The organism is Tistlia consotensis USBA 355 (assembly GCF_900177295.1).
In the GTDB taxonomy this organism is placed as follows: domain Bacteria; phylum Pseudomonadota; class Alphaproteobacteria; order Kiloniellales; family DSM-21159; genus Tistlia; species Tistlia consotensis.
In genome coordinates, this window is sequence record NZ_FWZX01000010.1 from 25,615 (window position 1) to 51,314 (window position 25,700).

Genomic DNA, 25,700 nt, shown 5'->3' on the forward strand with positions numbered 1-25,700 from the left:
CCGCGCCGCTAGGCCTTCCCGGCCGGGCCCGTCTCCTGCGGGCCGGGGTCCCGGGGCGGCGGCGCCTTCAGCACCTTCTGGAGATTGCCGACCTCGGCCGCGGAGATGCCGATCTGCTGCAGCAGGTCGTCGACGAAGGGCGCCTGGGCGCGGTAGCGCAGGGCGGCGTTGACCGCGCTGTCGGCGAGGCTGCGCCGCCGCGTCGTTCCCTCGCCGCCGCCGGCCAGGTCGCCCGGCTCGCCGGCACCGTCGCCGCCGGCGCCGCCGCTCAGGCCGGGCAGGCCCTCGACCTGCAGGATGCGGATCGACTCGATCCGCTCCATCGGCTTGACGCTCTCGCGGATGATCTCCGGCAGGTTCTCGACCAGGCGGCGGTGCAGGGCGCTGCGCCGGCTGGCGTCGGAGCGCAGGTTCTCGGCCTCGTTGAGCGCGCGCTGGCCCTCGGCATCGACGGCGTAGCGGTACTTCGCGGCGTCGGCCGAGACCTTCTCGGCCTCGGCCCGCTCGGCCGCGGCCTTGCGCTCGGCCTCGGCCTGGGCGACCAGCTTGATCGCCGCGCGCTGAGCCTCCTGCTCGGCCTCGATCAGCTCGATCAGCTTGCGCCGCTCGGCGATCTCCTTGTCGCGCAGCGAGATCACCTTCTCCTGGGCCTGGACCATCGCCGAGCGCGCCGATTCGGCGGCGGCCTGGGCCTCCGACTGCGCCTTGGACTTCTCGGCGATGGCAATGGCGCGCTCCTGCTCCTCGATCTCGAGGGCGCGGCGCCGCTGCACCTCCAGGCGCTCGATCTCCTGCTCGCGGTCGATGCGCTCGGCCTCGATCGCCCGCTCCTTGCGGATCCGGGCGAGGTCGACCTCCTCGTCGGCGCGGATCTGCGCCTCCTCGATCTCGCGCTCGCGCTGGGTCTTCTCCAGCGCGATCTCGGCGCGCTGCTGGGCCCGGCGCAAGGCGATCTCGCGCTCCTGGGCGAGGCGCGAGTATTCGCTGTCCCGGTCGATGTCGAGCGCCAGCTTCTCGGCCTCGAGGTTCTTGTTGCGCACGGCGATCGCCATGTCCTGCTCGATGTCGTTGCGCTTCTTCTTGCGCGCCTGGATCTGCTCGGTCAGGCGGGTCAGGCCTTCGGCGTCGAAGGCGTTCGAGGGGTTGAACAGCTTGATGTCGGTCTGGTCGAGGCTGGTCAGCGAAGCCGCCTCGAGCTCCAGGCCGTTCTTGGTCAGCGCGTCGCCGACCTGCTCCTGGACGCCCTTGATGTAGGTGCCGCGGTGCTCGTGGATCTCCTCCATGGTCATGGTCGCCGCGACCAGGCTCATAGCGTCGACGAAGCGGCCCTGGACCAGGTCCTTGAGGCTCTCCGGGTTCATCGTCCGGCGGCCCAGGGTGCGGGCCGCGGCGGAGACCGCCTCGGGCGCCGGGACGACGCGGACGAAGAACTCGACCGTGACCTCGATGCGCATCCGGTCCTTGGTGATCAGCGAGTGCTCCGCGCCCCGCCGCACCTCGAGGCGCAGCGTGTTCATGCTGACCTCGGTGACGTCGTGGACGATCGGCAGCACCAGCGCGCCGCCGCCCATCACGACCTTCTCGCCGCCGAAGCCGGTGCGCACGAAGGAGACGTCCTTGGTCGAGCGGCGGTAGAGCCAGTGCAGCAGGTAGACGGCGACCGCCACGACGATCGTCGCCAAGATGATGATGGCAATGATGTTTGCGCCGTTCATCTCTCAAGCCTCCTTGTCAAGGCCGTGAGGCCCGCGTTCGCGGCCTCCGTCGCGGTCCGGGGCGAAGCGCGGGAATCGCCCGGTCATCGCGTCGACACCGATTCGCGCAGCGCCGCGTAGAGCACGATCAGCGCGAAGAGGATCCGGTTCACGAAATCGGCGAGGTTGTAGACGATGCTGAGCGCCGCATCGTCGATGCCGCCGGCGAAGCTGGCGATGAAGTAGCAGAGCGGATAGATCGCCCAGCCGACCGTCACCACCAGGCGCAGCCAGAAGAAGCCGGTCTGCACCGTCTCGCTGGCGCTCTTCGAGTTGATCTCGCCGAGCTTGCCGAAACAGACCTCGCCGAGGATGTAGAGCCAGCCGACGATGCCGATCAGGAAGCCGAGCGTCGGGTGCATGAAGCCGACCTCGCCCATGTAGCGGGCCAGGATCATCACGACGGCGACGACCAGCAGGCGCCAGAACAGGCCGACCGGCGGCCGCGCCACCGCGGCGATGAAGAAGTAGAGCGTCAGCACCTGGATCGGCACGGTGACCAGCCAGTCGATGTAGCGGTAGATCACCGGCAGGTGCTGGGCGGCCGCCCAGGCCTCGCGCGCCTCGAGATAGAAGGCGGCGGCGATCAGCGCGACCAGCCCGGCCAGCGCGACCGGCAGCTTCCACTGGCGGGACACCCAGCCGGTGCCGAGGAACAGCAGCACGGCGGTGCCGAGCATGCCGACCAGGGCCAGCGAGTAGGTGCCGCCGGCCACGTCGGTCGGCTGCAGCAGCTCAACGGTCATCGCACACCTCCCGCGGGCGGCTTGGCCGCCGCCCCGCTTCCGTTCCACCCGTCCGCCATGCGTCCATTTCCCGTCCCCCGATCGGCCTAGACCTGCGTGCGGATGTGCGGCGAGCGCGCGTAGAGCGCGACCATCGGCAGGATCAGCAGGCCGAAGATGAATTGCTGCCACTGGTAGTCGAGGCCGATGCCGACCAGGAACGAGGTCAGCACCTGCAGGACCAGCACCCCGATCACGGTGAAGCCGTAGCCGCCATGGCCGCCGAGCAGCGAGGTCCCGCCGATGACCACGGCGGCCAGCGTCATGAAGAGGTAGGGCTGGCCGACGCCGATGAAGCCGCCGCCGCTCCAGCCGAGCAGCAGCGCGCCGGTCATCGCCGAGACGCCGCCGCTGATCGCGTAGGCCGCGGTCCAGTAGCCGCGCTCGGAGATCGAGAGGCGCGCCGCCGAGACGCGGTTGCCGCCGAGCGCGTAGAGGTAGCGCCCATAGACGGTGTTCTTCATGCCGACGATCAGCAGCGCCGCGACGACCAGCCAGATGACGATCACCGGCGGGACCTCCAGCCCGAAGGTCCGGCCGTTCATCGCCGCGAGGTTCGACAGCCACTCGGGGACCGAGCCGAAGACGTTGCCGGCGAAGCGCGAGCCGAGGCTGGTCAGGATCTGGGTCAGGCCCGAGACCGCGAAGCCGATGCCGAGGGTCAGGATCAGCGCCTGGCCCTGCAGCCGGAAGCTGAGGAAGCCGTTGAGCAGCCCGATCGCCACGCCGAGCAGGATGATCAGGACGACCGCGAACCAGGCGGGCACGCCGAGCCCGATCAGGTAGAGCAGGCCGACGTTGGCGGCGCCGATGACGAAGGGGATCGAGAGGTCGAGGCCGCCGAGCAGCGCGACCATGGTCTGGCCGACGCAGGCCAGCCCCAGGAACGAGGCGAAGAGCAGCATCGACTTGATGTTATTGGCGTAGACGAAGCCCTCGACCTTCAGCGAGCCGACCACGAAGAGGCCGACCAGCACGGTCAGGCCGATGAAGGCGCTGCGGTTCTCGACGACGAACCTGCTCATGAAGGACGAGAAGACGAGCAGCCCGATCAGGACCAGCAGCGAGATGATGTTGAGGACCGAGAAGAAGCCGGTGATGGTCGCCGAGCAGATGCCGAACACGGCGAGCAGGACGACCAGCCCGGCGATGATCCAGCGGTAGTTGCGCGCGAAGGCGCGCCAGGCGCGGCGCCGGCTGCCGGCGCCCTCGCGGGAGGCCTCGACGGCGCTCGCGCCCTCGGCCCAGCGCGTCGTGTAGCTGCGCCAGACCCAGGCGACCAGGGCGAAGGTCGCCGCGGTGTAGAGGATCACCTGCTGGGCCGGCACGCCCTCGTAGAAGCCGAAGATCAGGCCGACGCCGGCGACGATCGCGGCAACCGCGAGGCCGGTCCACTTCAGCGCGGTCGCGGTCGCCGGGCTCATCCGCGGCCCTCCGTGCGCGCCGCGGGCCCGCCGAGCAGCCCGACGCCCGAGGGATCGGCGGCGGCGTAGACGCCGAGCAGCACCACGGCGGCGACCACGACATAGACCAGCGGCGCCAGGCTGCGGCTGGCGCCGGCCTGGGCGACCATGGTCCTGAGGATGACCAGCAGCGACAGGATCAGCAGGCCGGCGATCGCCAGCGGGCCGGCGAGACGGGGCGCCGACGGCGGCACCGGTGCCTCGACGTCGGGCGCCGGGCTGCCCGCCTCGAAGATGAAGGCCGGCGCCGGCTGCGGCGGCGGCGCCGCGGCCGGAGCGGCGGGCGCCGCCGGGACGGCGGGCTCGGTCGGGCCGCCGAGCACGGTGATGCCCGTGCCGGCATCGCCGGCCGGCGCGCTCGACCCCGAGCCCAGCACCGTGATGCCGGAGCCCGAGTCGCTGGCCGGCGCCGCCGGCTCGGCGCCGAGCACCGTGATGCCGCTGCTGCCCGCGCCGGCGCCGGCCTCCGCGCCGGGCTTCGAGTAGTCGTAGGTCGCGTGGATGATGACGCCGAGCGCGATCAGCGACAGCACGGCGAAGAACAGCAGCGGCGAGACGCTGCGCACGACGCCGCGGATGTGCGGCAGGACGACGGTGAGCAGCAGCGAGAGCACCAGGATCGTGCCGTAGGCGAGGTCGGTGACGAAGCTCTGCACCGCGCCGAAGTTGAAGGTCGCGAGCACGTAGGTAATCAGGTAGATGTTGACCGCGCCGAGCAGCGAGCCGATGACGCCGCCGCGGCCGCCGGCCAGGCTGGCGCCGCCGAGCACCAGGGCGGTCACCGCGATCAGCGTGTAGGTCGTGCCCTGGGTCGGGTCGCCCGAGCTGATCAGCGAGGTGTAGGTCAGCGCCGCCAGGCCGGCGAACAGGCCGCCGATGGCGTGGGCGCCGAGCCGCACGACGTTGATGCGCACGCCGCTGGTGAAGGCGGCCCGCTCGTCGGAGCCCATCAGCCGCAGGTGGCCGTAGAAGGCCGTGCGGGTGAACAGCAGCCAGGCGACCGTGGCCAGGATCAGGATCAGGGTGACCGGCGAGAAGACCGAGATGCCGAGGCCCCAGGACTGCATCCAGTCCGGCGCCACGCCGCCCGGCCGCTGCATGATCACCAGGTTGACGCCGGACAGCGCGAGATAGCCGCTCAGCGCCACGATGATCGGCTGCACCCGGACGAAGACGATGATCAGGCCCATGACCAGCTGGTAGGCGACGCCGACGGCCAGCGCGTAGAGCACGAAGGCGACCGGCGAATCGAGGAACTGCTGGTCGAACAGCTGGATCAGCGTGACGTTGACGAAGCCGATCAGCGGCCCGATCGAGAGGTCGACCGTGCCGCGCCCGGCGATCGCCAGGGCCATCAGGGCATAGGTCGCCAGGACCAGCGGGGTCACGACGATGACCGCGCTGCCCAGGCCGGCGCTGGTCACCAGGCTCTCGCTGCGCAGCACCGCGACGATCAAGAGGGCGAAGAACAGCATGATCGGGACCAGCAGGTAGGTGCTGGCCGCGGCGGCGCCGGCGCGGAGCGGCGTCGCGGTCGGAAGGCTGTCGCTCATCGCCCGCCCCCGTCGCCCGCGTCGCGCCCCGCACGGCGCGTGCCGCGCATCCAGGGCGGCAGGCCGGCGCTGCCGGGGATCATGCCGGGTACCCTGCGGGCGCCCTCTTCCGCCTCCGGCCCGGCGGCGGCGTCGCCCTGCCGCCGCGCGCCGTGGCCCCCGGTGCCGCGCGCCCCGGTGCCGCGCCGCTGGCCGAACATCGCCTCGAGGATGCTGGCCGGCTCGATCGCGTCGCCGGCGAACTCGTCGAACAGGGTGCCGTGGCGGAACACCAGCACGCGCGTCGCGAAGCCGACAAACTCCTCGATCTCGCTGGAGAGATAGACGACCGAGCGGCCGCGCTCGGCGAAGGCGGAGAGGTGCTTGTAGAGCTCGCCCTTGGCGCCGACGTCGACGCCGCGCGCCGGATCGTTGAGCACCAGGATCGAGGGATTGAGGGCGAAGGCCCGGCCGATCAGCACCTTCTGCTGGTTGCCGCCGCTGAGCGAGGTGATCTTGTTGGAGCGCTCGCCCATGCGCACGGCCAGCCGCTCGACCTCCCACTCGAAGGCCGCGGTCAGGCTGGACCAGTCGATGACCGCGAGCTTGCCGGCCAGCGCGGTGCGCCGGTAGAGCGGCATCAGCAGGTTCTCGAAGATGCTGAGGTTGGCGAAGATGCCCTCGCGCTTGCGGTCGCCGGAGACATAGCCGACGCCCTCGGCGGCGGCGTCGGCGAGGCCGCGGATCTCGGCGAAGCCGCCGGCCGCGGTGCGGACCTGCGGCAGGCCCTCGGCGGCCCGGCTGACGCCGGCCAGGGCGGTCACGAAGTCGCTCTGGCCCTGGCCGTCGAGCCCGGCGATGCCGAGCACCTCGCCCTTGTGCAGGGCGAAGTCGATCGGCTCGGCCTCGGGCCAGACCCGCAGCTTGCTGGTCTTCATGACGACGTCGTGGCGCAGCACCTCCTGGGCGACCGCGGCCGGGACGTGGGGCGGCTCGCTGCGCCCGGTCATCAGGGCCAGCAGGTTCTCCTCGGTGATCTCGCCGCGGCCGAGCACGCCGACGTCACGGCCGTCGCGCAGCACGGTCGCGCGATCGCTGATCCGGATCAGCTCGGCGATGCGGTGGGTGACGATCAGCACGGCCGAGCCCTGGTCGCGCAGCTCGCGCATCTTGGCGAAGAGCCGCTCGGTGGAATCGAGGTCGAGGGCGGCCGAGGACTCGTCGAGGATCAGCACCTTCGGCTGCCACAGCAGCGCGCGGCCGATGGTGACCCACTGCTTGACCGAGAGCGGCAGCGTGCCGGCCGGCGCCTCGACGTCGAGCTCGACGGCGGCGAGCTCCCGCATCATCGCCGTGGCGTTGCGGATCTTCGCCTTCATCGGCAGCGCCTTCGACCAGAGCTCGTCGGCGCCGAGGTAGAGGTTGTCGACCACCGAGCACTCGTCAGCGACCAGCACCTCCTGGAACACCGTGGCGATGCCGGCGGCCCGCGCCTCGTGCGGCGTCGAGGGCGTGTGGCCGATCACCGAGACCTGGCCGGAATCGGCCGGCAGCACCCCGGACATGACCTTGGCGAGGGTGCTCTTGCCGCAGCCGTTGCCGCCGACGATGGCGTGGATCTCGCCGAGCGAGGCGGTGAAGGTGCAGCCGTCGAGCGCCCGGGTGACCCCGAACGACTTGCGCACGTCGGTCAGCGTGATGTCGCCGGTCGAGGAGATCGGCGGTGCCGCCGAGGCTTCCTCGACGGCACCGCTCGAATGATGACCCGGCCCGGCAGACTGGCCGGCAGACTGGCCGGCAGACTGGCCGACGGGTTGGTCAGGAGACATCTGCCGATCGATCCCGAAGCAATCGATGCTGCGGACAGTGCCGAGACGGGTCCGGGCGGCCTTAGGGCTTGTACTTCTCCGGATCGGCGGGGCGCAGGAAGAACTGGTCGAGGTAGTCGGTCCCGCCCCAGTTCTCGATGCCGACGTTCTCCCACTTGTCGGAGTTCTCGTCGCAGTCCTCGCCCATCCGTTTCTTGACGTCGTCGAAGGTGAACTTGACCGAGTCGACGAGCACCGACTGGATCTTCGGACCCTGGCCTTGGAGCGTCCGCATCATGATGTTCCAGGTCAGCTCGATGTCGTCTCCCGGAGGCCACAGCTGGTAGGCCTCCTTGAGGTACTCGGGGTGCTTGCGCCAGTAGCAGAGCGCCCCGGTCTCGCCGCCGATCGTGACCGGCACCATCGGACGGCCGGACTGCTGCAGGGCCCGCAGCACGCCGAGCTCGGCCGCCGACTGCACGACGATGCCGTCGAGCTTGCCGGGATGGGTGGCCAGCCACTTCTGGACCTCGGCCTGGCCGATCTGGTCGGTCCACATGCCGGCGACGTCGCCGGTGATCTTGACGTCGGGATGCGACGCCAGGCCCGCCTTCATGCCGCGGTCCTGGGAGTCGGAGCCCGAGGTCCCGGGAATGCCCTCGACGACCAGGACGTTACCCTTGCCGCCGATCTGATTGGCCAGCGCCGAGCCGACCTGGAAGCCGCCGAGCTGATAGTTGTTCGACGAGTTCACGGCGTAGGGCGAGGTCAGGTAGCCGGTGAAGGAGAAGACCGGCACGCCCTTGTCGTAGGCGTACTTGACCGACTGGTTGAGCGCTGTCGGATTGGAGCAGCAGACGATGATCGCGTCGACGCCCTGGTCGACGAGCTGGCGGATCTGCTGGATCTGCACCGAGTCCTTCAGGTTCGACTGGGTGACCAGCACGTCCTTGAGCAGCCCGAGCTTCTTCCACTTCGGGATGATCACGTTCTGCAGCCGGTCCATGGCCATGGCGCGCCAGGTGTTGCCGGCATAGGAGCTGGCGTAGCCGATCGTCCAGGGCGCCTTGCGCGGCGCCTTCCAGTCCCGATAGGCACTCGGCCCGATCGGCTGCTGCGGATCCAGCATGTCCTTGTTGTAGAGGCGCTGCTGGATGTCCTTGGGCAGCTCGTCGAGACCTGCCGCCGAGGCGAGGCCGGACCACGCCAAGAGGGACAGCGCCACCGAACATACCAATGCTGATGGAAGTCTCATTGTGACTGTCCTCCCAATGTTTTTATTACGGTCGCTCTTGTGGCGATCCGTGCTTATTCATTTGTATGCGGGCAGTTTTTCTGCCCTTGTTCGCACCGTTCAATAGGCTGAACGCCTATCGAGGTAATGAACCTTCTCAAAAGCCGCCCCGTGCGTCAATGGTCAAGGCGTCGCAACTCAGCGCCTACTTCGCCCTCGATGCCATCGATTTCGCATATCGAAATAGACGCGCAGTGATTTCTCATTTTCTTTTGATTTTCAGCAAGTAGGGGCCGGCATCTGAGACTCTATCTGAGAAAGACATATCACTGATCGACACCGCTTCCGGTCGTCCGCCCGGACGTCACGAGATGGCCCGATTCCCATGGCCAGAGTCTGAAGCGATCGTGCCAGCCCCTTCGAATCCCGGGGCCGCGCCCGCCGGCGCGGCATCGGGAACCTGCAAGCCGGAGACGAATCCCGCCGCATGCGACGCGTCAGACGAACCTCGTTCGGGGACCATGCTCCGCCCGCCGACTGGGACAGCAGCTTCGCGGCGATCGTACGCGGCGAAGCCCTGCCGGCGGCACGCCGACCCGCCCGGGGTCAGGCTGCCCGGAGCCGCGCGCCGGCGGACCCGGGACCCGGCGCGGCCGAGGAGATCGACGCGCTCGGCCGGCGCTTCTCCGGCGAGCCGGCCGAGCCGCTGGCCGGACCGGGCCGGCAGCCGATCGACTGGGCGGCCGAGTGGACGGCGGGCCTGTCGGACCGCCGGCTGATCGAGCGGGATGCCGCGGCGGCCGACGCACCGCCGCCCTTCGAGGCGCTCGACTGGCTGGCGCCGGAGCCGCGCCGCGGCGGACCCGCCGCGCGTCCGCCGCTGGCCGCGGAACGGCCGTCCGGACGACGACAGCGCCCCGCAAGGCCCGGAAGCACGGCCTGGCCCGCCGGCGCACGCCCCGCCCTCGCCGCGGCGGCGCTCGCCGGATCGGCCGGCCTGGCGATCGCGGTGCTGTCGCTGCTTCCGGCCTCGCCGCCCGACGACGTCCGGGACGCGCAGGTCGCGTGGGTCGAGGCGACGCCGCCGGCCCCGCCGACCGCCGCCGCCCAGGCGCCGGTGCGACGCCCGCAGACCGTCGTGCCGGCCGCGACGGCGACCGCGCGCGTCGATACGGCCGCTCCCGGCCCCCTGCTCGCCGCCCTGCCTGTCCCGCCGACGTCGGGCCCCTTGCCCGAGCCGGCGGCTGCGCCGGACGTGGCGGAGACCGGCACGGCCGTCCCGGCCGGGCCGGGCCCGATCGCCGGCGGGGTCGCGGCCGAGCCGATCGTGGTCGCCGCAGCCGCGCCGGCGCCAGTCGATGCGGTCGCCGCGCTGCCGCTCGCCCTGCCGGCGGCGGCCGGGCGCCAGCTTCTGGTCCCGACGCGCGCCTTCGCACCGGCGAGGCCAGTCGCGGAGCCGGGCGCCTCGCCGGCCGTGGCAGCCGCCCCCCTGGCACCGGCCGCAGGACCGCCAGGCGTCGTGGCCCCGGCGCCGGGCTCGCCGCCCCTGGCCAGGGCCGTCGCCGACGCCCCCGAGGCGATCGCGGCGGTCGAGGTCCGCCCGGTCGAGGGCGCTCCCGGGCAGGACCTGCCGGTCGTGCTTGCCGCCTCGGTTCCGCTGCGCCGCCAGGTCGCCGAGCTGACTCCCGCGCCGCAGCCGCCGGACCCGGTGGCGGCAGGCGCGCGCGGCGACGGCCTGCAGCACGGCCGGCTGGTCGCCAGCGTCCAGCGCGCGCTGCGTCGCCGGGGCATCGATGCCGGCCCGGCCGACGGCGTCGCCGGTCCGCGGACCCGGGCCGCCGTGCGGACCTTCCAGCGCCGCATCGGCGTGACGCCCGACGGCGTCGTCGACGTCGCGCTGCTGCGCCGCCTGCAATCCGGCATGGGGCGCGAGTCGCTGGCCTCGAACAAGACCTTCGCCCGCGGCCTGGGCGATGCGGTCAGCGGCATGATCAACGGCGTCGGCCAGGCGATTGGCGGCCTGTTCGGCGTGCCGGTGCGCGGCCTGCCGAACCACGCCAAGGCCGCCGGCTGGGACGGCTCCCGGGCCGGCGCCGGTCGCTAGGCACAGGCCGGCGCCCCCCCGCGCGGGACTTGACCGGGCCCGCCCGCCCGGCGCCAGCATGACGCCATGAAGACCCGACGCTTCACGACCCGGGCGGGGGTGCCGCTCGACTTCACCGTCCTCGGCTTCGGCGGCGCGCCGCTCGGCAACCTCTACCGCGCGATCCCGGAGGCCGAGGCGGAGCGCACGCTGGAGGCCGCCTGGGCGGCGGGCCTGCGCTACTTCGACACGGCCCCGCAGTACGGCTACGGCCTGAGCGAGCTGCGCCTGGGCCGGCCGCTGCGCGGCCGGCCGCGCGACTCCTACCTGCTGTCGAGCAAGGTCGGCCGGCTGCTGGAGCCCTGTGCAGCGGGCGAGGAGCAGGCCGGCAACTTCGTCGACACGCCCCACGCCCGCATCGTCTACGACTACTCCTACGATGGGGTGCTGCGCTCCTGGGAGGACAGCCGGCGGCGGCTCGGCATCGAATGTCTCGACCTCCTCTACATCCACGACGTCGACGCCTTCACCCACGGCTCGCGCGCGGCCTCGGACCGGCGCGTCGAGGAGGTCATGGCGGGCGGCTACCGGGCCCTGGTCGAGCTGCGCGAGGCCGGCGCGGTCGCCGCGATCGGCGCCGGGGTCAACGAATGGCAGGTCTGCGAGACCCTGGCGCGGCGCGGCGACTTCGACCTCTTCCTGCTGGCCGGCCGCTACACCCTGCTGGAGCAGGAGGCGCTGGAGAGCTTCCTGCCGCTCTGCCTCGAGCGCGGCATCGGCGTGGTCGTCGGCGGCCCCTACAACAGCGGCATCCTGGCGACCGGACCGGTGCCGGGCGCGCGCTACGACTACGCGCCGGCGCCGCCGCAGGTCGTGGAGCGGGTGCGGGCGATCGAGGCGGTCTGCCAGCGCCACGGCGTGGCGCTCGCCACGGCCGCCCTGCACTTCCCCCTGGCCCATCCGGCGGTCGTCTCGGTGATCCCCGGCGGCCAGACCGTGGCGGAGGTCGCGCGCAACGTCGCCACACTCGGGCAGCCGGTGCCCGCCGAGCTGTGGCGCGAGCTGAGGCACGAGGGCCTGCTGCGCGCCGACGCGCCGGTCCCGGACGGCGGCCCATGAGCGGTGCCGTCGACGCCCACCAGCACTTCTGGCGGCTCGAGCGCGGCGACTACGGCTGGCTGACTCCGGACCTCGCGCCGCTCTACCGCAACTTCGGGCCCGAGGACCTGGCCCCCGAGCTCGAGGCCTGCGGCGTCGCGCGCACGGTGCTGGTCCAGGCGGCCCCGACGGAGGCCGAGACCGGCTGGCTGCTCGACCTCGCCGGGCGCCACCCCTTCGTCGCCGGCGTCGTCGGCTGGAGCGACTTCGAGGCGGCGGACGCGCCGGAGCGCATCGCCCGGCTGGCCGAGCGGCCGGGGCTCAAGGGCCTGCGCCCGATGATCCAGGACCTGCCCGACCCCGACTGGATGCTGCGCGCGGAGCGCGCGCCGGCCTTCGAGGCGCTGGTCGCCTGCGGCCTGAGCTTCGATGCGCTCGTCCATCCCCATCACCTGCCGAAGGTCCTGCGCCTGCTGGAACGCCACCCGGACCTGCCGACCGTGATCGACCACGGCGCCAAGCCGCGCATCCGCGACGGCGGCTTCGCCGACTGGGCACCCTGGATCGAGCGCCTGGCGTGCGAGACCCCGGCCGTCTGCAAGCTGTCAGGCCTCGCGACCGAGGACGGGCCGGGCTGGAGTGCCGCACGGCTGCGCCCCTACGTCGAGCACCTGCTCGACTGCTTCGGCCCCGAGCGGCTGATCTGGGGCAGCGACTGGCCGGTGCTGACCCTGGCCGGCAGCTACCGGGCCTGGCACGCGGCGGCCCGGTCGCTGCTGTCGGGGCTCGACGCGGCGGAGCGGGCCGCGGTCTTCGGCGGCAACGCCGCCGCCTTCTACCGGCTCGGCGGCTGAGCCGCGGCCGGGTCAGGCGGAGGCTTCGCCTGCGGCCCCGTTCGGGCCGACGACCAGGCTCGCGACGCTGCGCACGACGAGCTCGGCGTCGGGCGAGAAGCGCGCCTTCAGCGGCAGCATGGCGGCGCCGAGCACGCGGGCCATCGGGCCGATCGAGCCGGGCAGGATCTCGGCGGGCTGCAGGCCGGTCCAGTCGAATCCCTCGAGCGCCTCCGCCAGGCGCAGGGTGAAGCGCCGGCGCCAGGACGGCGGCAGCAGGCCGTCGACCACCACGGCCTCGAAGTCGATGACCGCGAGCGCGGAGACCACCGAGCGGGCGAGCACGGCGACGGCCCCCTCGGCCCAGGCCTCGAAGATCGGCTCGGCCGCCGGCAGGTCCGCGCCGGACAGCGCGCTCGCCGCCTCGATCCCGGCGGCCTCCAGCACGCGCTCCAGGGCGATCACGGAGGCGCGGTGGATCAGCTGCTCGGGCCGCGCCTGCGGGTCGCCCGCGCAGGTCGGCATCGAGCCGATCGCGCCGGCGTTGAGCTGCTCGCCGCGATAGAGCCGGCCGTCGAGCACCACGCCGCCGCCGATGAAGGTGCCGAGGTAGACGTAGAGCGCGCTGCGCCGGACGATGCCGTCGCCGACGATCATCTCGGCGGCGCAGGCGGCGGTGCCGTCGTTGTAGAGCGCCGAGGACAGCCCCGTCGCCTCCTCCAGGGCGCGCGCGGCATCGATCTCCCGCCAGCCGGCGAGCGCGTCCGCCGCCAGCCCCAGCTCCGTGGCCCAGCCGTGCAGCTCGCCGGGCATCGCGATGCCGAGCCCGACGACCCGCTCGCGGCGGGCCTCGTCGAGCTCGGCGAGCAGGCCGTTCGCCTGGCGGGCCGCCGTCTCGACGGTCGCCTCGGGATAGGGCACGCGGTAGCTCTGGCTGCGGCTGGCGATGACCTCGCCGAGCAGGTTGACGAGCACCGCGTCGACGCTGCGCCGGCCGATCTTGACGCCGAGCGAGAAGGCCCCCGAGGGGTTGGCGGCGATCGGCGTCGAGGGCTGGCCGACCTGGCCGCGCACCTTGTCGCGCTTGATCAGCAGCCCGTCCTCGAGCAGGCGGTTGACGATCACCGAGGCGGCCTGGCCGCTCAGCCCGGTCGCGCGCGCGATCTCCGCCTTCGACAGGGCGCCGGCGCGCAGGATCGCGTTCAGGATGAGCCGTTCGTTGTAGGCCCTGAGCCCACTGCTGTCGCCGCCCCTCATGCCGCCTCCCCGCCGCATCGATACCGCTGCCGATGCTGCGCGATATACCATGGTCCGGACGAGAAGCAAATAACAAACTCAATGTGATTTATTTATTGACCCAGGAGGCCGCCCATGGCTTCCTGTCATCGACGGCGCAGCCGATCCCGCCAAGAAGGACCGGGCGCCGCGGAGGGAACCAAGCTCGAGGAGGAAGCGACATGACACGAGCACTGCGCCTCATGGCTTCGACCGTCCTGGCCGCCTGCCTGGCCGCCGGACCGGCTGCCGCGGCCGACACCATCGTCGGCCTGGTCACCAAGACCAACACCAACCCCTTCTTCGTGAAGATGCGCGAGGGCGCCGAGGCGAAGGCCAAGGAGCTCGGCGTCGAGCTGCGCTCCTATGCCGGCAAGTACGACGGCGACGTCGAGAGCCAGGTCGAGGCGATCGAGAGCCTGATCGCCGCCGGTGCCAAGGGCATCCTGATCACGCCCTCCGACTCGGCGGCGGTCGTGCCGGCGCTGGCCCGGGCCCGCAAGGCCGGCCTGCTGGTCATCGCCCTGGACACGCCGCTCGATCCCGCCTCGGCCGCCGACGCGACCTTCGCGACCGACAATTTCAAGGCCGGCCAGCTGATCGGCGAGTGGGCGAAGGCGCGGCTCGGCGACAAGGCCGAGGACGCCAAGATCGCCATGCTCGACCTCAACGCCAACCAGATCTCGGTCGACGTCGCCCGCGACCAGGGCTTCCTCGAGGGCTTCGGCATCGACATCGGCAACCCGAAGCAGATCGGCGACGAGAAGGACGGCCGCATCGTCGGCCACGACATCACGCAGGGCGCCGAAGAGGGCGGCCGCCGCGCGATGGAGAACCTGATGCAGCGCAATCCGTCGCTCAACCTCGTCTACACGATCAACGAGCCGGCGGCGGCCGGCGCCTACGAGGCGCTGCGCTCCTTCGGGCTCGACAGCCAGGCGACGATCGTCTCGATCGACGGCGGCTGCCCGGGCGTCAAGAACGTCAAGGCGGGCGTGATCGGCGCGACCTCCATGCAGTTCCCGCTGCGCATGGCCTCGCTCGGCATCGAGGCGGTGGTCGACTACGCCAGGACCGGCGCCAGGCCTAAGCCGACGCCGGGGCTCGACTTCACCGACACCGGCGTCCAGCTGGTCACGGACAAGCCGATCGACGGCATCCCCTCGATCACCTCCGAGGAGGGCCTGAAGCTCTGCTGGGGCTGAGCGGTCACCCGCGTGCGGTACGGGCAACGATGCCCGCCCTGTCGTTCAGCAACGGGAGGAATCCAATGGCCCAGGCCAGAGACATGCAGGATTTCGAGAAGGCGGCCGGCACGGGCGGCGAGGTCGCCCGCTTCGAAGCCGTGAAGCGCAGCCCCCTGCAGCAGCTCCATCACTTCCTGCACGTCAACCCGACCGCCGTCCCGATCGTCGTGCTCGCACTGTCGGTCGCCGTCTTCGGCACGGTCGCCGGCAACTTCTTCACCGCGTTCAACATGACGCTGATCATCCAGCAGGTGACGATCATCGGCGTCCTCGGCGTCGCCCAGACGCTGATCATCCTGACCGCCGGCATCGACCTCTCGGTCGCGGCGATCATGGTGCTGAGCTCCGTGGTCATGGGCAGCCTGGCCGTCAACCTGGGCGTGCCGACGCTCGTCGCGATCCCGGTCGGCCTGCTGATCGGCGTGCTCTGCGGCGCCTTCAACGGCGTGCTCGTGACGCTGTTCCGCCTGCCGCCCTTCATCGTCACCCTGGGCGCGTGGAAGATCTTCTTCGCGCTCAACCTCTGGCTCTCGGGCGGCGAGTCGATCCGCAGCCAGGACATCGACGCGGCGGCGCCGCTGCTCAAGTTCTGGGGCGACCGCTTCGCCCTCGGCGGCGCCCAGTTCACCGGCGGCGCGATCCTGATGCTGCTGCTCTTCGGCCTCTTCTGGTTCCTGCTGAACAAGACCGCCTGGGGCCGCCACGTCTACGCCATCGGCGATGACCGCGACGCGGCGACGCTGTCCGGCATCCCGACCGGCCGGGTCCTGATCTCGGTCTACGTCGTGGCCGGCTTCCTCTGCGCGCTCGGCGCCTGGGTCGCGATCGGCCGCGTCGGCTCGGTCAGCCCGCAGAGCTTCTACGAGGGCAACCTCGACGCCATCACGGCCGTTGTCATCGGCGGCTGCTCGCTGTTCGGCGGGCGTGGCTCGATCCTCGGCACGCTGGTCGGCGCGCTGATCGTCGGCGTGTTCCGCTCCGGCCTCAACCTCTCCGGCGTCGACGTCCTCTGGCAGCAGTTCGCCGTCGGCGCCCTCATCATCGTCGCGGTCGCGATCGACCAGTGGCTGAGAAAGGTTTCGCCATGAACCCGGTCCTGAAGGCGCGCGGTCTCGTCAAGCGCTACGGCAACGTGACCGCCATGAACCGAGCCGACTTCGATCTCTACCCCGGCGAGATCCTCGCGGTGATCGGCGACAACGGCGCCGGCAAGTCGACCCTGATCAAGGCGCTCTGCGGCGCCGTGACCCCGGACGAGGGCACGATCGAGCTCAACGGCCAGGCGGTGCGCTTCGACGGCCCGATGGCCGCCCGCGACGCCGGCATCGAGACGGTCTACCAGACCCTCGCGCTGTCGCCGGCCCTGTCGATCGCCGACAACATGTTCCTGGGGCGCGAGATCCGCCAGAAGGGCCCGCTCGGACGCTGGTGCCGGCTGCTCGACCGGCGCGAGATGCACCGCCAGGCGCGCCAGCGCCTCTCGGAGCTCGGCCTGCTGACCATCCAGAACATCGGCCAGCCAGTCGAGACCCTGTCGGGCGGCCAGCGCCAGGGCGTCGCCGTCGCCCGGGCGGCGGCCTTCGCCCGGACCGCGGTGATCATGGACGAGCCGACCGCCGCGCTCGGCGTCAAGGAGAGCCGTCGCGTGCTCGACCTGATCCAGGACGTCAAGGCCAAGGGCCTGCCGATCGTCCTGATCAGCCACAACATGCCGCACGTTTTCGAGGTCTCCGACCGCATCCATATCCATCGTCTGGGCCGCCGCCACGCCGTCATCCGGCCGGAGGATTTCTCGATGTCCGATGCCGTCGCGATCATGACCGGCGCGATGGAGCCGCCGGAGGAGGTCGCCCAGCCGGCCGGCCTCGCCGCCGGCGCCGCGCCGCGCCCCGGAACGCCGAGCCCCGCGGTGCACTGATGTTCCTGGTCTGCGGCGAGGCGCTCTGGGACCTGTTCGCCGTCGAGGCGGAGCACAGCCTCCGCTTCGACGCGCGGATCGGCGGCTCGCCCTTCAACGTCGCCGTCGGGCTGGCCCGGCTCGGCCAGCCGGCGGCGCTCTTCACCGGCATCTCGACCGACCGGCTCGGCACCCGGCTGGTCGAGGCGCTGGACCGGGAGGGGGTCGCGACGGACCTCCTGGTCCGCAGCGCGCGGCCGAGCACGCTCAGCCTCGTCGATCTCGGCGCCGACGGCGTGCCGGTCTACGCCTTCTACGGCGAGGGTGCCGCCGACCGCAGCGTCCGGCCCGACCAGCTGCCGGCGCTCGGCCCCGAGGTCTGGGGGCTGCACGCCGGCTCCTACTCGCTCGCCGTCGAGCCGGTCGGCTCCAGCCTGCTGGCGCTGATCGAGCGCGAGGCCGGCCGCCGCCTGGTCAGCCTCGATCCCAACGTCCGGCTCACCGTCGAGCCCGACACCGGCCTCTGGCGCGACCGGGTCGACCGTTTCCTGCGCCTCAGCGACCTGGTCAAGGTCAGCGACGAGGACCTGGCGCTGCTCTATCCTGGGACCGGCGCCGCCGAGATCGCCGGGCACTGGCTTTCGGCCGGGGCCGGCCTGGTCGTCGTGACCCGCGGCGCGGAGGGCGCCGAAGCCTTCTCGGCGGCCGGCCGGGTCGCGATGCCGGGGCGGCCGGTCGCCGTGGTCGACACGGTCGGCGCCGGCGACACCTTCCAGGCCGCGCTGATCGCCGGTCTCGCCGAGGCCGGGGTGCGCCGGCGGGCCGCGCTCGACGCGCTCGATCGCGAGCAGGTCGGCCGGCTCCTGGACTTCGCCGTCGGCGCCGCCGCGATCACCTGCACCCGCCGCGGCGCCGACCTGCCGCGGCGCGCCGAGTTGCCGTCCCTCGCCGAGGAGATCACCTGATGGTCGCACGCATCGTCCCGGTCGACCCCTTCGATCTCGTCGTCTTCGGCGCGACCGGCGACCTGGCCCGGCGCAAGCTGATCCCGGCGCTCTACCACCGGCTCCACGACGGCCAGATGCCCGACGAGGCACGCATCGTCGGCGCCGCGCGCGGCGAGCTGGACAGGGACGGCTTCCGGCGCATGGCGGACGCCGCGCTCGAGGAGTTCGTCGGCGCCGGCGAACTCGACCCCGATGCCCGCCGGCGCTTCCTCTCGACGATCGACTATGTCCGCCTCGACGCCCTGTCGAGCGACGGCTGGGGCCAGCTCAGCGCCGCCCTGCCCGATGCCGACGAGCGGCCGCGCGCCTTCTATCTCTCGGTCGCGCCCCGCTTCTTCGGCCAGGTCGCCGAGCGGGTGCACGGCGCCGGTCTGGCGCGGCCCGATTCGCGGATCGTCATCGAGAAGCCGCTCGGCCACGATCTCGCCTCGGCGCGCGCGCTCAATGCCTGTTTCGCCGGCCACTTCGGAGAGCACCAGATCTACCGGATCGACCACTACCTGGGGAAGGAGACGGTCCAGAACCTGATGGCCCTGCGCTTCGCCAATGCGCTCTTCGAGCCGCTGTGGAACGCCCGGCACATCGACCACGTCCAGATCACCGTGGCCGAGAGCGTCGGCGTCGAGAAGCGCGGCCCCTACTACGACGGCATCGGCGCGATGCGCGACATGGTGCAGAACCATCTGCTGCAGCTGCTCTGCCTGATCGCCATGGAGCCGCCGGCGCGCTTCGAGCCCGACGCCGTGCGCGACGAGAAGCTGAAGGTGCTGCGCGCCCTCGCCCCGGTCACCGACCTCGAGGCGGTGGTGCGCGGCCAGTACGCCGCGGCCAACGGCACGCCCGCCTATGCCGCGGACGCGGAATCGGCGGAGAGCCGCACCGAGACCTTCGTCGCCCTGAAGACCGAGGTCGCGAACTGGCGCTGGTCCGGCGTGCCCTTCTACCTGCGCACCGGCAAGCGGCTGCGCGCCCGGGTCTCGGAGATCGCGATCGCCTTCAAGCCCGCGCCCCACTCGATCTTCCCGGGCTCGGCCGGCCGCACCGGCCAGAACGTGCTGGCGATCCGCCTGCAGCCCGACGAGGGCATCACCCTCGGCATGACCATCAAGGATCCCGGCCCGGGCGGCCTGCGCCTGGCCCCGGCCGAGCTCGACATGACCTTCGCCGACCGGCTCGCCCAGGCCCACCTCCGGATGCCGGACGCCTACGAGCGGCTGGTCATGGACGTGATCCGCGGCGACCAGACGCTGTTCATGCGCGGCGACGAGGTCGAGGCCGCCTGGGCCTGGGTCGACCCGATCATCGCCGCCTGGGACGAGCGCGGCGACCGGCCGGCACCCTACGATCCCGGCTCCTCCGGCCCCGAGGATGCGCTGATGCTGATGCACCGCGACGGCCGGCGCTGGCGGGAGATCGCGGCGTGAGCCAGGCCGCCCCCGAGATCCTGGTCTATCCGACGCGCGAGGCCCTCGCCGCGGGGCTCGCCGGGCGCCTGGCCGATCGCCTGCGCCAACGCGTCGAGCAGACCGGCCGGGCCCGCATCGCGGTACCGGGCGGCACGACGCCCGGTCCGATGCTGAGCCGGCTCGGCGCCGCCGGGCTGCCCTGGCAGGCGGTGACGGTGACCCTGACCGACGAGCGCCGGGTGCCGACCTCGGACCCGCGCTCGAACCGGCGGCTGCTCGGCGAGACGCTGCTCGCCGGCCGGGCCGCCGCTGCGACCTTCGTGCCGCTCTACGACGGCGGCGCCGAGCCCGGGGAAAGCCTGGCCGCAACGGCCGCCGCGCTGGAACGGCTGGCCTTGCCGCTCGACCTCGCCGTGCTCGGCCTGGGCACGGACCTGCACACCGCCTCGCTGTTCCCCGGCGCGCCCGGGCTCGAGGCCGCCCTGGCCCCCGATGCGCCGGCCGCGGTGGCGACCGTGCAGCCGGGCAGCGGCGAGCCCCGCATCACGCTCCCGGCCCGCGTGCTCGCGGCCGCCGGCGAGCGGCACATCCTCATCGCCGGTGCCGACAAGCGCGCCGCGCTGGAGCGGGCCGTCTCGATCGGCGATCCGCGCGCGGCGCCGGTCTGCGCGCTGCTCGACGGCGCCCTCGTCCACTTCGCCGAATGACCTTCAGGAGGCCGCCATGCATCCCACCATCGAAGCCGTGACCGAGCGCATCCGCCGGCGCTCGAGCGCCAGCCGCGGCCGCTACCTGGCGCGCTGCCGCCGCGCCATCGAGGCCGGGCCGGCGCGCGCGCACCTCAGCTGCGGCAACCTCGCCCACGTGACCGCCGCGAGCGGCCGCGACAAGGCGGCGATCGCCGGCCAGGCCAGCGGCAACATCGGCATCGTCACGGCCTACAACGACATGCTCTCGGCCCATCAGCCCTTCGAGCGCTTCCCCGAGCTGATCAAGAAGGCGGCGCGCGAGGCCGGCGGCACGGCGCAGGTCGCCGGCGGCGTGCCGGCGATGTGCGACGGCGTCACGCAGGGCCAGCCCGGCATGGAGCTGTCGCTGTTCTCGCGCGACGTCATCGCGCTCGCCGCCGGGGTCGCGCTCAGCCACAACTGCTTCGACGCGGCGATCTTCCTCGGCGTCTGCGACAAGATCGTGCCGGGCCTGGTCATCGCGGCCGCGACCTTCGGCCACCTGCCGGCGGTCTTCGCGCCGGCCGGGCCGATGACCTCCGGCCTGCCGAACGACGAGAAGTCGAAGATCCGCCAGCGCTTCGCGTCCGGCGAGATCGGCCGCGACGAGCTGCTGCAGGCGGAGATGGCGAGCTACCACGGGCCGGGCACCTGCACCTTCTACGGCACGGCCAACACCAACCAGATGCTGATGGAGTTCATGGGCCTGCACCTGCCGGGCGCCAGCTTCGTCAACCCGAACACGCCGCTGCGCGACGCCCTGACCGCCGAGGCAGCGCGCCGCGCGCTGGCGATCACCGCCCGGGGCAACGCCTTCACCCCAGTCTCCGAGGTGCTCGACGAGCGCGCCTTCGTCAACGGCATGGTCGGGCTCAACGCGACCGGCGGCTCGACCAACCTGGTGCTGCACCTGGTCGCCATGGCGCGCGCCGCCGGCGTGCAGATCGACTGGCAGGACATGGCCGAGATCTCGGGGGCGACGCCGCTGATGGCGCGGGTCTATCCGAACGGCCTCGCCGACGTGAACCACTTCCATGCCGCCGGCGGCCTCGGCTACATGATCGGGGAGCTGCTGGAGGCGGGCCTGCTGCACGACGACGTCATGACCATCGCCGGGCCGGGCCTGAGGCGCTACACCGAGGAGCCGCGGCTGGCGCCCGGCGCGAACGGCGAGGCCCAGGTCGTCTGGGGCGCCGGCGCCGTCGAGAGCGGCAGCCGCGAGATCCTGCGGCCGGCCGCCGACCCCTTTCAGCCGAGCGGCGGGCTGAAGCTGCTCGAAGGCAACCTCGGCCGCGCCGTCGTCAAGGTCTCGGCGGTCAAGCCCGAGAACCACCTGGTCGAGGCGCCGGTGCGCGTGTTCCACGACCAGGACGCGGTCAAGGCCGCCTTCAAGGCCGGCGAGCTGAACCGGGACCTGGTCGTCGTGGTCCGCTTCCAGGGCCCGAAGGCCAACGGCATGCCCGAGCTGCATTCCCTGACCCCGGCGCTCGGCGTCACGCTCGACCGCGGCCACAAGGTGGCGCTGGTCACCGACGGGCGCATGTCGGGCGCCTCCGGCAAGGTGCCGGCGGCGATCCACCTGACGCCGGAGGCCGCCGACGGCGGGCCGATCGCGCGGCTGCGCGACGGCGACCGGGTGCGGCTCGACGCGCAGGCGGGCACGCTGGAGGTGCTGGTCGACGCCACCGAGTTCGCCGCCCGCGAGCCGGCCCGGCCGGACCTCTCGGCGAACCACGAGGGCATCGGCCGCGAGCTGTTCGGCGCCTTCCGCGCCGCCGTCGGCCCGGCCGAGACCGGCGCCGCCGTCGCGGTCTGAAGAACAAGAAGAAGAGGAGCGACGATGGACCGCCCAGACGCATTGGACAGGGCCTGGCGCGCCGTCCGGGCCGAGGCCGAGCGGCTCCGGCCGATCCACCTGCGCGAGCTCTTCGCAGCCGACGCGGGGCGTTTCGGCGGGCTCTGCTTCCGCCTCGACGACCTGACGATCGACCTCTCCAAGGAGAAGCTCGACGGGCAGGCGCTCGCGGCCCTCGTCGAGCTCGCCCGCGCCGCCGGGGTCGAGGCGCTGCGCGACGCCCTGGTCGCCGGCGAGCCGGTCAACCTGACCGAGGAGCGGGCGGTGCTGCACATGGCGTTGCGCGGCGGCGCCGAGCCGCCGGCCGGCGACGACGTCGCCGGCACGCTCGACCGCTTCCTGGGCTTCGCGGAAGCGGTGCGGCGGGGCGAGGTCGCGGGCGCCGGCGGCCCCGTCAGCGACGTCGTCAACATCGGCATCGGCGGCTCGGACCTGGGCCCGGCCATGGCCGCCCGTGCGCTCAGCCCCGACCGCGACGGGCCGCGGCTGCACTTCGTCTCCAACGTCGACGGCGCGCACCTCGCCGACACGGTCGCCGACCTCGATCCCGCGCGGACCCTGGTGATCGTCTCGTCGAAGACCTTCACGACGCTGGAGACCATGGCCAACGCGCGGCTCGCGCGCGACTGGCTCGGCCCCCATGCCGAGAGGCAGATGGCCGCGGTCTCGACCAACCTCGCCGGCTGCGCCGCGTTCGGCATCCCGGCCGAGCGGGTCTTCGGCTTCTGGGACTGGGTCGGCGGGCGCTACTCGCTCTGGTCGGCGATCGGCCTGTCGCTGGCGATCGGCATCGGCGCCGCGCGCTTCCGCGCCTTCCTGGCCGGCGCCGCGGCGATGGACCAGCACGTCAGGGAGGCGCCGCTGGCCAGGAACCTGCCGGTGCTGCTCGGCCTGGTCGGGATCTGGCGGCGCAACGCCCTGGGCTGGCCGACCGTCGCGCTGATCCCCTACGACCAGCGGCTCGAGCGCTTCCCGGCCTACGTCCAGCAGCTCGACATGGAATCGAACGGCAAGCGCGTGACCCGCGACGGCCGCCCGGTCGCGACGGCGACCGGCCCGGTGATCTGGGGCGAGCCGGGCACCAATGCCCAGCACTCCTTCTTCCAGCTGCTGCACCAGGGCACCGACGTCGTGCCGGTCGACTTCGTCGCCGCCGCCCGGCCGCGCCGGGCCGATCCGGAGCACCACGCCCTGCTGCTCGCCAACTGCCTCGCCCAGGGCCAGGCCCTGGCCTTCGGCCGCAGCGCCGAGGAGGTCGAGGCCGAGATGACGGCCGCCGGCCGGAGCCCGGAGGAGATCGCGCGGCTGGTGCCGCACCGCACCTTCCCCGGCGACCGGCCCTCGACGACGATCCTGTTCGGCGAGCTCGACCCCTTCTCGCTCGGCCGGCTGATCGCGCTCTTCGAGCACAAGGTCTTCGTCCAGGGCGCGATCTGGGACGTCAACTCCTACGACCAGTGGGGCGTCGAGCTCGGCAAGGCCCTGGCCGGCGCCCTGATCCCCGCGCTGCGCGACGACGCGCCGCTGGCGGGCGACGCCTCGACCCGCGGCCTGGTCGGCCGGATCAAGGAGCTGAAAGGATGAGCATGCCGCTGTCGATCGCTGAAGTCTGCCGCCTTGCCCCGGTCGTGCCGGTGCTGGTCGTCGAGGAGATCGCCCATGCGGCGCCGCTGGCCCGGGCGCTGGTCGCCGGCGGCCTCAAGGCCCTGGAGGTGACGCTGCGCACCCCGGCGGCCCTGGAGGCGATCCGGATCATGGCCGAGGCCGCGCCCGGCGCGGTGGTCGGCGCCGGCACGCTGCGCAGCCCGGCCGACGTGCGCGCCGCCCGCGAGGCCGGGGCCCGCTTCGGCGTCTCGCCCGGGCTCAGCGCCAGGGTGCTCGACGCCGCCGAGGAGGCCGGCCTGCCGATGCTGCCCGGCGTCGCGACGCCGAGCGAGGCGATGGCCGGCGCCGAGCGGGGCCTCGAGATCCTGAAGTTCTTCCCGGCCGAGGCCAATGGCGGCGTGCCGGTGCTCGAGGCCTGGGCCAGCCCGCTCAAGGGGCTGAGCTTCTGCCCGACCGGCGGCATCGGCGCGGCGAACGCGCCCGACTACCTGAGGCTGCCCAACGTGCTCTGCGTCGGCGGCTCCTGGGTCGCGCCCAGGGGGCTGGTCGCGGCCGGCGACTGGGCAGCGGTCACCGCCCTGGCACGGACGGCGGCCGGGCTCGGCGCCGTCGTCCCGGCCAGAGCCTAACCGACGCGGCCGGCCGGCAAGGCCGGTCTGCCGCCACGAACGAACGGGAAGACCGGAGCCGGTCAGCGCGCCGGCCGCGCGCCGTCGACGCTGGCTCGTGCGATCCGGGGGATGTCGCAGCGCGCGACGCCGAGATCGGCGAGCCCGCGGTCGGAGTAGCTCTCGAGCTCGCGGACGATGCGGGCGATCCGGGCTCGACGGTCGGCGGCCAGCAAGGCCCGCTGGCGGAGCTCCGCGATCGCCTGGCCGAAACGCCGCAGCGGGCTGGCAGGGAAATCGGAGGGGTCGAGGAAGTTGGCGGTCATGATGCAGTTCCTTTCCGTCGCGAGGTCCGGCCGTCCGTCACGCCGGGGCGGCCCGCATCGTTGGCGGGCGCCCTCCGGCCGGCGACTGTCCTTCGGTCGCCGCGGCACCGGGCCTCTCATGTTGCACTGCACAAATAGGACTGGCGGCCGGCGCCGCGAAGTCGCTCGCGGGTCGAAGCGCCTGTGCGTCGCCGGCACAGCGGAAGGCAGGGCATGGATCTCTCGAGCCAGATGATCCTCTTCGCCAAGGTCGTCGAGTGCGCAAGCTTCTCGGCGGCGGCGCGCGAGCTGGGCCACACGCCCTCGGCGGTCAGCCGGCAGATCGGCCACCTCGAGGACCGCCTGCGGGTGCGGCTGCTGAACCGCACCAGCCAGGGCCTCTCGCCGACCGGCGAGGGCAAGGCCTTCTACCGCTCCTGCGCCGACGTCGCGGCGCGCGTCGCCGAGGCCGAGCGCTTCGCCTCGGCGGTCAGCGCCCATCCCCAGGGCGTGCTGCGGGTCGTCGCGACCGTGGCCTTCGGCAAGGCCCAGCTGATCCCGGTGCTGCCGGCCTTCCTCGACCGCTACCCCGACCTCCGGGTGTCGCTGGAGCTGACCGACCGGCGGATCGACCTCGCCGAGGACGAGGCGGACGTCGCCGTGCGCTTCACCGAGCAGCTCGACCAGAGCTCGGTCTTCGCCCGCAAGATCGCCCGGAACCGGCGGGTCATCTGCGCCGCGCCGGCCTATCTCGCGCGCCAGGGCCCGCCCGAGCGCCAGGCCGATCTCGCCCGGCACAACTGCCTGCGCCTCTCGACCGTGGCGAAGTGGAACGACTGGCACCTGGAGCTGCCGGACGGCGAGACCCTCTGCCTGCCGAGCGGCAACTTCGAGGCCAACAGCGCCGACGCGATCTACCACGCGGCGCTCGCCGGAATCGGCGTCGCACGGCTTTCGACCTACCTGATCGGCGGCGACCTCGAGAGCGGCCGGCTGGTCCGGCTGCTGCCCGACTATGCCGACGAGAGCTCCGACATCCTGGCCCTCTATGCCGACAAGCGGAACCTTCCGGCCAAGGTGCGCCTGTTCATCGACTATCTTGTCGGCTGCTTCTCGCCGGTGCCGCCCTGGGAGAAGGAGCCGTGACGGAAAGCCAGATTATAAAACCACTCTGATT

At 72.5% G+C, this 25,700-nt stretch carries 21 protein-coding genes; 13 read left to right on the forward strand and 8 right to left on the reverse strand.

The window, feature by feature from the left end:
- Positions 1–8: 8 nt before the first annotated feature.
- The 6 genes from B9O00_RS13720 to B9O00_RS13745 all read right to left on the reverse strand — a co-directional run bounded on the left by B9O00_RS13720 (position 9) and on the right by B9O00_RS13745 (position 8,567).
- Complete coding sequence (locus B9O00_RS13720; protein ID WP_085123256.1) at positions 9–1,715, reverse strand: flotillin family protein; 1,707 nt, start codon at positions 1,713–1,715, stop codon at positions 9–11.
- 83 nt (positions 1,716–1,798) lie between these two features.
- On the reverse strand, positions 1,799–2,500 hold the full coding sequence (locus tag B9O00_RS13725; RefSeq protein ID WP_085123257.1) for a bacteriorhodopsin: 702 nt from the start codon (positions 2,498–2,500) through the stop codon (positions 1,799–1,801).
- Between the two features lie 86 nt (positions 2,501–2,586).
- On the reverse strand, positions 2,587–3,963 hold the full coding sequence (locus B9O00_RS13730) for an ABC transporter permease (RefSeq protein WP_085123258.1): 1,377 nt from the start codon (positions 3,961–3,963) through the stop codon (positions 2,587–2,589).
- Positions 3,960–5,555, reverse strand: coding sequence for an ABC transporter permease (locus B9O00_RS13735; protein ID WP_085123259.1), 1,596 nt, complete (start codon positions 5,553–5,555; stop codon positions 3,960–3,962). The genes B9O00_RS13730 and B9O00_RS13735 overlap by 4 nt, the downstream gene beginning before the upstream one ends.
- Complete coding sequence (locus B9O00_RS13740; protein ID WP_085123260.1) at positions 5,552–7,363, reverse strand: sugar ABC transporter ATP-binding protein; 1,812 nt, start codon at positions 7,361–7,363, stop codon at positions 5,552–5,554. The genes B9O00_RS13735 and B9O00_RS13740 overlap by 4 nt, the downstream gene beginning before the upstream one ends.
- A gap of 61 nt (positions 7,364–7,424) precedes the next feature.
- Complete coding sequence (locus tag B9O00_RS13745) at positions 7,425–8,567, reverse strand: ABC transporter substrate-binding protein (protein ID WP_200808504.1); 1,143 nt, start codon at positions 8,565–8,567, stop codon at positions 7,425–7,427.
- A 496-nt stretch (positions 8,568–9,063) separates the two neighbouring features.
- Between B9O00_RS13745 and B9O00_RS13750 the strand changes: the two genes are divergently transcribed.
- The 3 genes from B9O00_RS13750 (at position 9,064) to B9O00_RS13760 (ending at position 12,611) form a co-directional block, all read left to right on the forward strand.
- Positions 9,064–10,680, forward strand: coding sequence for a peptidoglycan-binding domain-containing protein (locus B9O00_RS13750; RefSeq protein WP_085123262.1), 1,617 nt, complete (start codon positions 9,064–9,066; stop codon positions 10,678–10,680).
- Positions 10,681–10,746: 66 nt separating this feature from the next.
- Positions 10,747–11,778 carry an aldo/keto reductase gene (locus B9O00_RS13755; protein WP_085123263.1) on the forward strand — a complete coding sequence of 344 codons (1,032 nt, stop codon included), beginning with the start codon at positions 10,747–10,749 and terminating at the stop codon, positions 11,776–11,778.
- Positions 11,775–12,611, forward strand: a complete 837-nt coding sequence (locus B9O00_RS13760; RefSeq protein ID WP_085123264.1) for an amidohydrolase family protein — start codon at positions 11,775–11,777, stop codon at positions 12,609–12,611. The genes B9O00_RS13755 and B9O00_RS13760 overlap by 4 nt, the downstream gene beginning before the upstream one ends.
- A gap of 12 nt (positions 12,612–12,623) precedes the next feature.
- On the opposite strand, the gene B9O00_RS13765 is transcribed toward B9O00_RS13760, so the two are convergent.
- On the reverse strand, positions 12,624–13,847 hold the full coding sequence (locus B9O00_RS13765) for an ROK family transcriptional regulator (protein ID WP_218822909.1): 1,224 nt from the start codon (positions 13,845–13,847) through the stop codon (positions 12,624–12,626).
- Between the two features lie 200 nt (positions 13,848–14,047).
- On the opposite strand from B9O00_RS13765, the gene B9O00_RS13770 reads away from it, so the two are divergent.
- From B9O00_RS13770 to eda, 9 genes are all read left to right on the forward strand, one after another.
- Entirely contained in the window at positions 14,048–15,070 is a 1,023-nt protein-coding gene (locus B9O00_RS13770) for a sugar ABC transporter substrate-binding protein (RefSeq protein ID WP_085123266.1), read from the forward strand.
- A 65-nt stretch (positions 15,071–15,135) separates the two neighbouring features.
- Positions 15,136–16,200: an ABC transporter permease gene (locus tag B9O00_RS13775; RefSeq protein ID WP_085123267.1), complete on the forward strand. Its 1,065-nt coding sequence runs from the start codon at positions 15,136–15,138 to the stop codon at positions 16,198–16,200.
- The gene (locus B9O00_RS13780) at positions 16,197–17,030 is read left to right on the forward strand and encodes an ATP-binding cassette domain-containing protein (protein ID WP_085123268.1); all 834 of its coding nucleotides are present in this window, start codon (positions 16,197–16,199) and stop codon (positions 17,028–17,030) included. The genes B9O00_RS13775 and B9O00_RS13780 overlap by 4 nt, the downstream gene beginning before the upstream one ends.
- Positions 17,030–17,974, forward strand: coding sequence for a carbohydrate kinase family protein (locus tag B9O00_RS13785; protein WP_085123269.1), 945 nt, complete (start codon positions 17,030–17,032; stop codon positions 17,972–17,974). The genes B9O00_RS13780 and B9O00_RS13785 overlap by 1 nt, the downstream gene beginning before the upstream one ends.
- Positions 17,974–19,440 carry a glucose-6-phosphate dehydrogenase gene (gene zwf / locus B9O00_RS13790; RefSeq protein WP_085123270.1) on the forward strand — a complete coding sequence of 489 codons (1,467 nt, stop codon included), beginning with the start codon at positions 17,974–17,976 and terminating at the stop codon, positions 19,438–19,440. The genes B9O00_RS13785 and zwf overlap by 1 nt, the downstream gene beginning before the upstream one ends.
- On the forward strand, positions 19,437–20,129 hold the full coding sequence (pgl, locus tag B9O00_RS13795) for a 6-phosphogluconolactonase (protein ID WP_085123271.1): 693 nt from the start codon (positions 19,437–19,439) through the stop codon (positions 20,127–20,129). Before zwf ends, pgl begins: the two co-directional genes overlap by 4 nt.
- A gap of 16 nt (positions 20,130–20,145) precedes the next feature.
- Positions 20,146–21,966: a phosphogluconate dehydratase gene (gene edd, locus B9O00_RS13800; RefSeq protein ID WP_085123272.1), complete on the forward strand. Its 1,821-nt coding sequence runs from the start codon at positions 20,146–20,148 to the stop codon at positions 21,964–21,966.
- A gap of 24 nt (positions 21,967–21,990) precedes the next feature.
- Positions 21,991–23,589: a glucose-6-phosphate isomerase gene (gene pgi / locus B9O00_RS13805; RefSeq protein ID WP_085123273.1), complete on the forward strand. Its 1,599-nt coding sequence runs from the start codon at positions 21,991–21,993 to the stop codon at positions 23,587–23,589.
- Positions 23,586–24,239 (forward strand): bifunctional 4-hydroxy-2-oxoglutarate aldolase/2-dehydro-3-deoxy-phosphogluconate aldolase, encoded by a 654-nt coding sequence (eda, locus tag B9O00_RS13810; RefSeq protein WP_085123274.1) that lies wholly within the window; start codon positions 23,586–23,588, stop codon positions 24,237–24,239. Before pgi ends, eda begins: the two co-directional genes overlap by 4 nt.
- Positions 24,240–24,301: 62 nt before the next feature.
- Here eda and B9O00_RS32500 read toward each other — a convergent pair whose 3' ends face one another.
- Positions 24,302–24,544 carry a DUF1127 domain-containing protein gene (locus tag B9O00_RS32500; protein ID WP_143596233.1) on the reverse strand — a complete coding sequence of 81 codons (243 nt, stop codon included), beginning with the start codon at positions 24,542–24,544 and terminating at the stop codon, positions 24,302–24,304.
- Positions 24,545–24,757: 213 nt separating this feature from the next.
- On the opposite strand from B9O00_RS32500, the gene B9O00_RS13820 reads away from it, so the two are divergent.
- Positions 24,758–25,669 (forward strand): LysR family transcriptional regulator, encoded by a 912-nt coding sequence (locus B9O00_RS13820; RefSeq protein ID WP_085123276.1) that lies wholly within the window; start codon positions 24,758–24,760, stop codon positions 25,667–25,669.
- Positions 25,670–25,700: the final 31 nt, after the last annotated feature.

Bases quoted from the DNA above. Each gene is read 5' to 3' on its own strand.
- B9O00_RS13720 (WP_085123256.1), bottom strand. From the start codon at position 1,715: ATGAACGGCGCAAACATCATTGCCATCATCATCTTGGCGACGATCGTC.
- B9O00_RS13725 (WP_085123257.1), bottom strand. From the start codon at position 2,500: ATGACCGTTGAGCTGCTGCAGCCGACCGACGTGGCCGGCGGCACCTAC.
- B9O00_RS13730 (WP_085123258.1), bottom strand. From the start codon at position 3,963: ATGAGCCCGGCGACCGCGACCGCGCTGAAGTGGACCGGCCTCGCGGTT.
- B9O00_RS13735 (WP_085123259.1), bottom strand. From the start codon at position 5,555: ATGAGCGACAGCCTTCCGACCGCGACGCCGCTCCGCGCCGGCGCCGCC.
- B9O00_RS13740 (WP_085123260.1), bottom strand. From the start codon at position 7,363: ATGTCTCCTGACCAACCCGTCGGCCAGTCTGCCGGCCAGTCTGCCGGC.
- B9O00_RS13750 (WP_085123262.1), top strand. From the start codon at position 9,064: ATGCGACGCGTCAGACGAACCTCGTTCGGGGACCATGCTCCGCCCGCC.
- B9O00_RS13755 (WP_085123263.1), top strand. From the start codon at position 10,747: ATGAAGACCCGACGCTTCACGACCCGGGCGGGGGTGCCGCTCGACTTC.
- B9O00_RS13760 (WP_085123264.1), top strand. From the start codon at position 11,775: ATGAGCGGTGCCGTCGACGCCCACCAGCACTTCTGGCGGCTCGAGCGC.
- B9O00_RS13765 (WP_218822909.1), bottom strand. From the start codon at position 13,847: ATGAGGGGCGGCGACAGCAGTGGGCTCAGGGCCTACAACGAACGGCTC.
- B9O00_RS13770 (WP_085123266.1), top strand. From the start codon at position 14,048: ATGACACGAGCACTGCGCCTCATGGCTTCGACCGTCCTGGCCGCCTGC.
- B9O00_RS13775 (WP_085123267.1), top strand. From the start codon at position 15,136: ATGGCCCAGGCCAGAGACATGCAGGATTTCGAGAAGGCGGCCGGCACG.
- B9O00_RS13780 (WP_085123268.1), top strand. From the start codon at position 16,197: ATGAACCCGGTCCTGAAGGCGCGCGGTCTCGTCAAGCGCTACGGCAAC.
- B9O00_RS13785 (WP_085123269.1), top strand. From the start codon at position 17,030: ATGTTCCTGGTCTGCGGCGAGGCGCTCTGGGACCTGTTCGCCGTCGAG.
- zwf (WP_085123270.1), top strand. From the start codon at position 17,974: ATGGTCGCACGCATCGTCCCGGTCGACCCCTTCGATCTCGTCGTCTTC.
- edd (WP_085123272.1), top strand. From the start codon at position 20,146: ATGCATCCCACCATCGAAGCCGTGACCGAGCGCATCCGCCGGCGCTCG.
- pgi (WP_085123273.1), top strand. From the start codon at position 21,991: ATGGACCGCCCAGACGCATTGGACAGGGCCTGGCGCGCCGTCCGGGCC.
- eda (WP_085123274.1), top strand. From the start codon at position 23,586: ATGAGCATGCCGCTGTCGATCGCTGAAGTCTGCCGCCTTGCCCCGGTC.
- B9O00_RS32500 (WP_143596233.1), bottom strand. From the start codon at position 24,544: ATGACCGCCAACTTCCTCGACCCCTCCGATTTCCCTGCCAGCCCGCTG.
- B9O00_RS13820 (WP_085123276.1), top strand. From the start codon at position 24,758: ATGGATCTCTCGAGCCAGATGATCCTCTTCGCCAAGGTCGTCGAGTGC.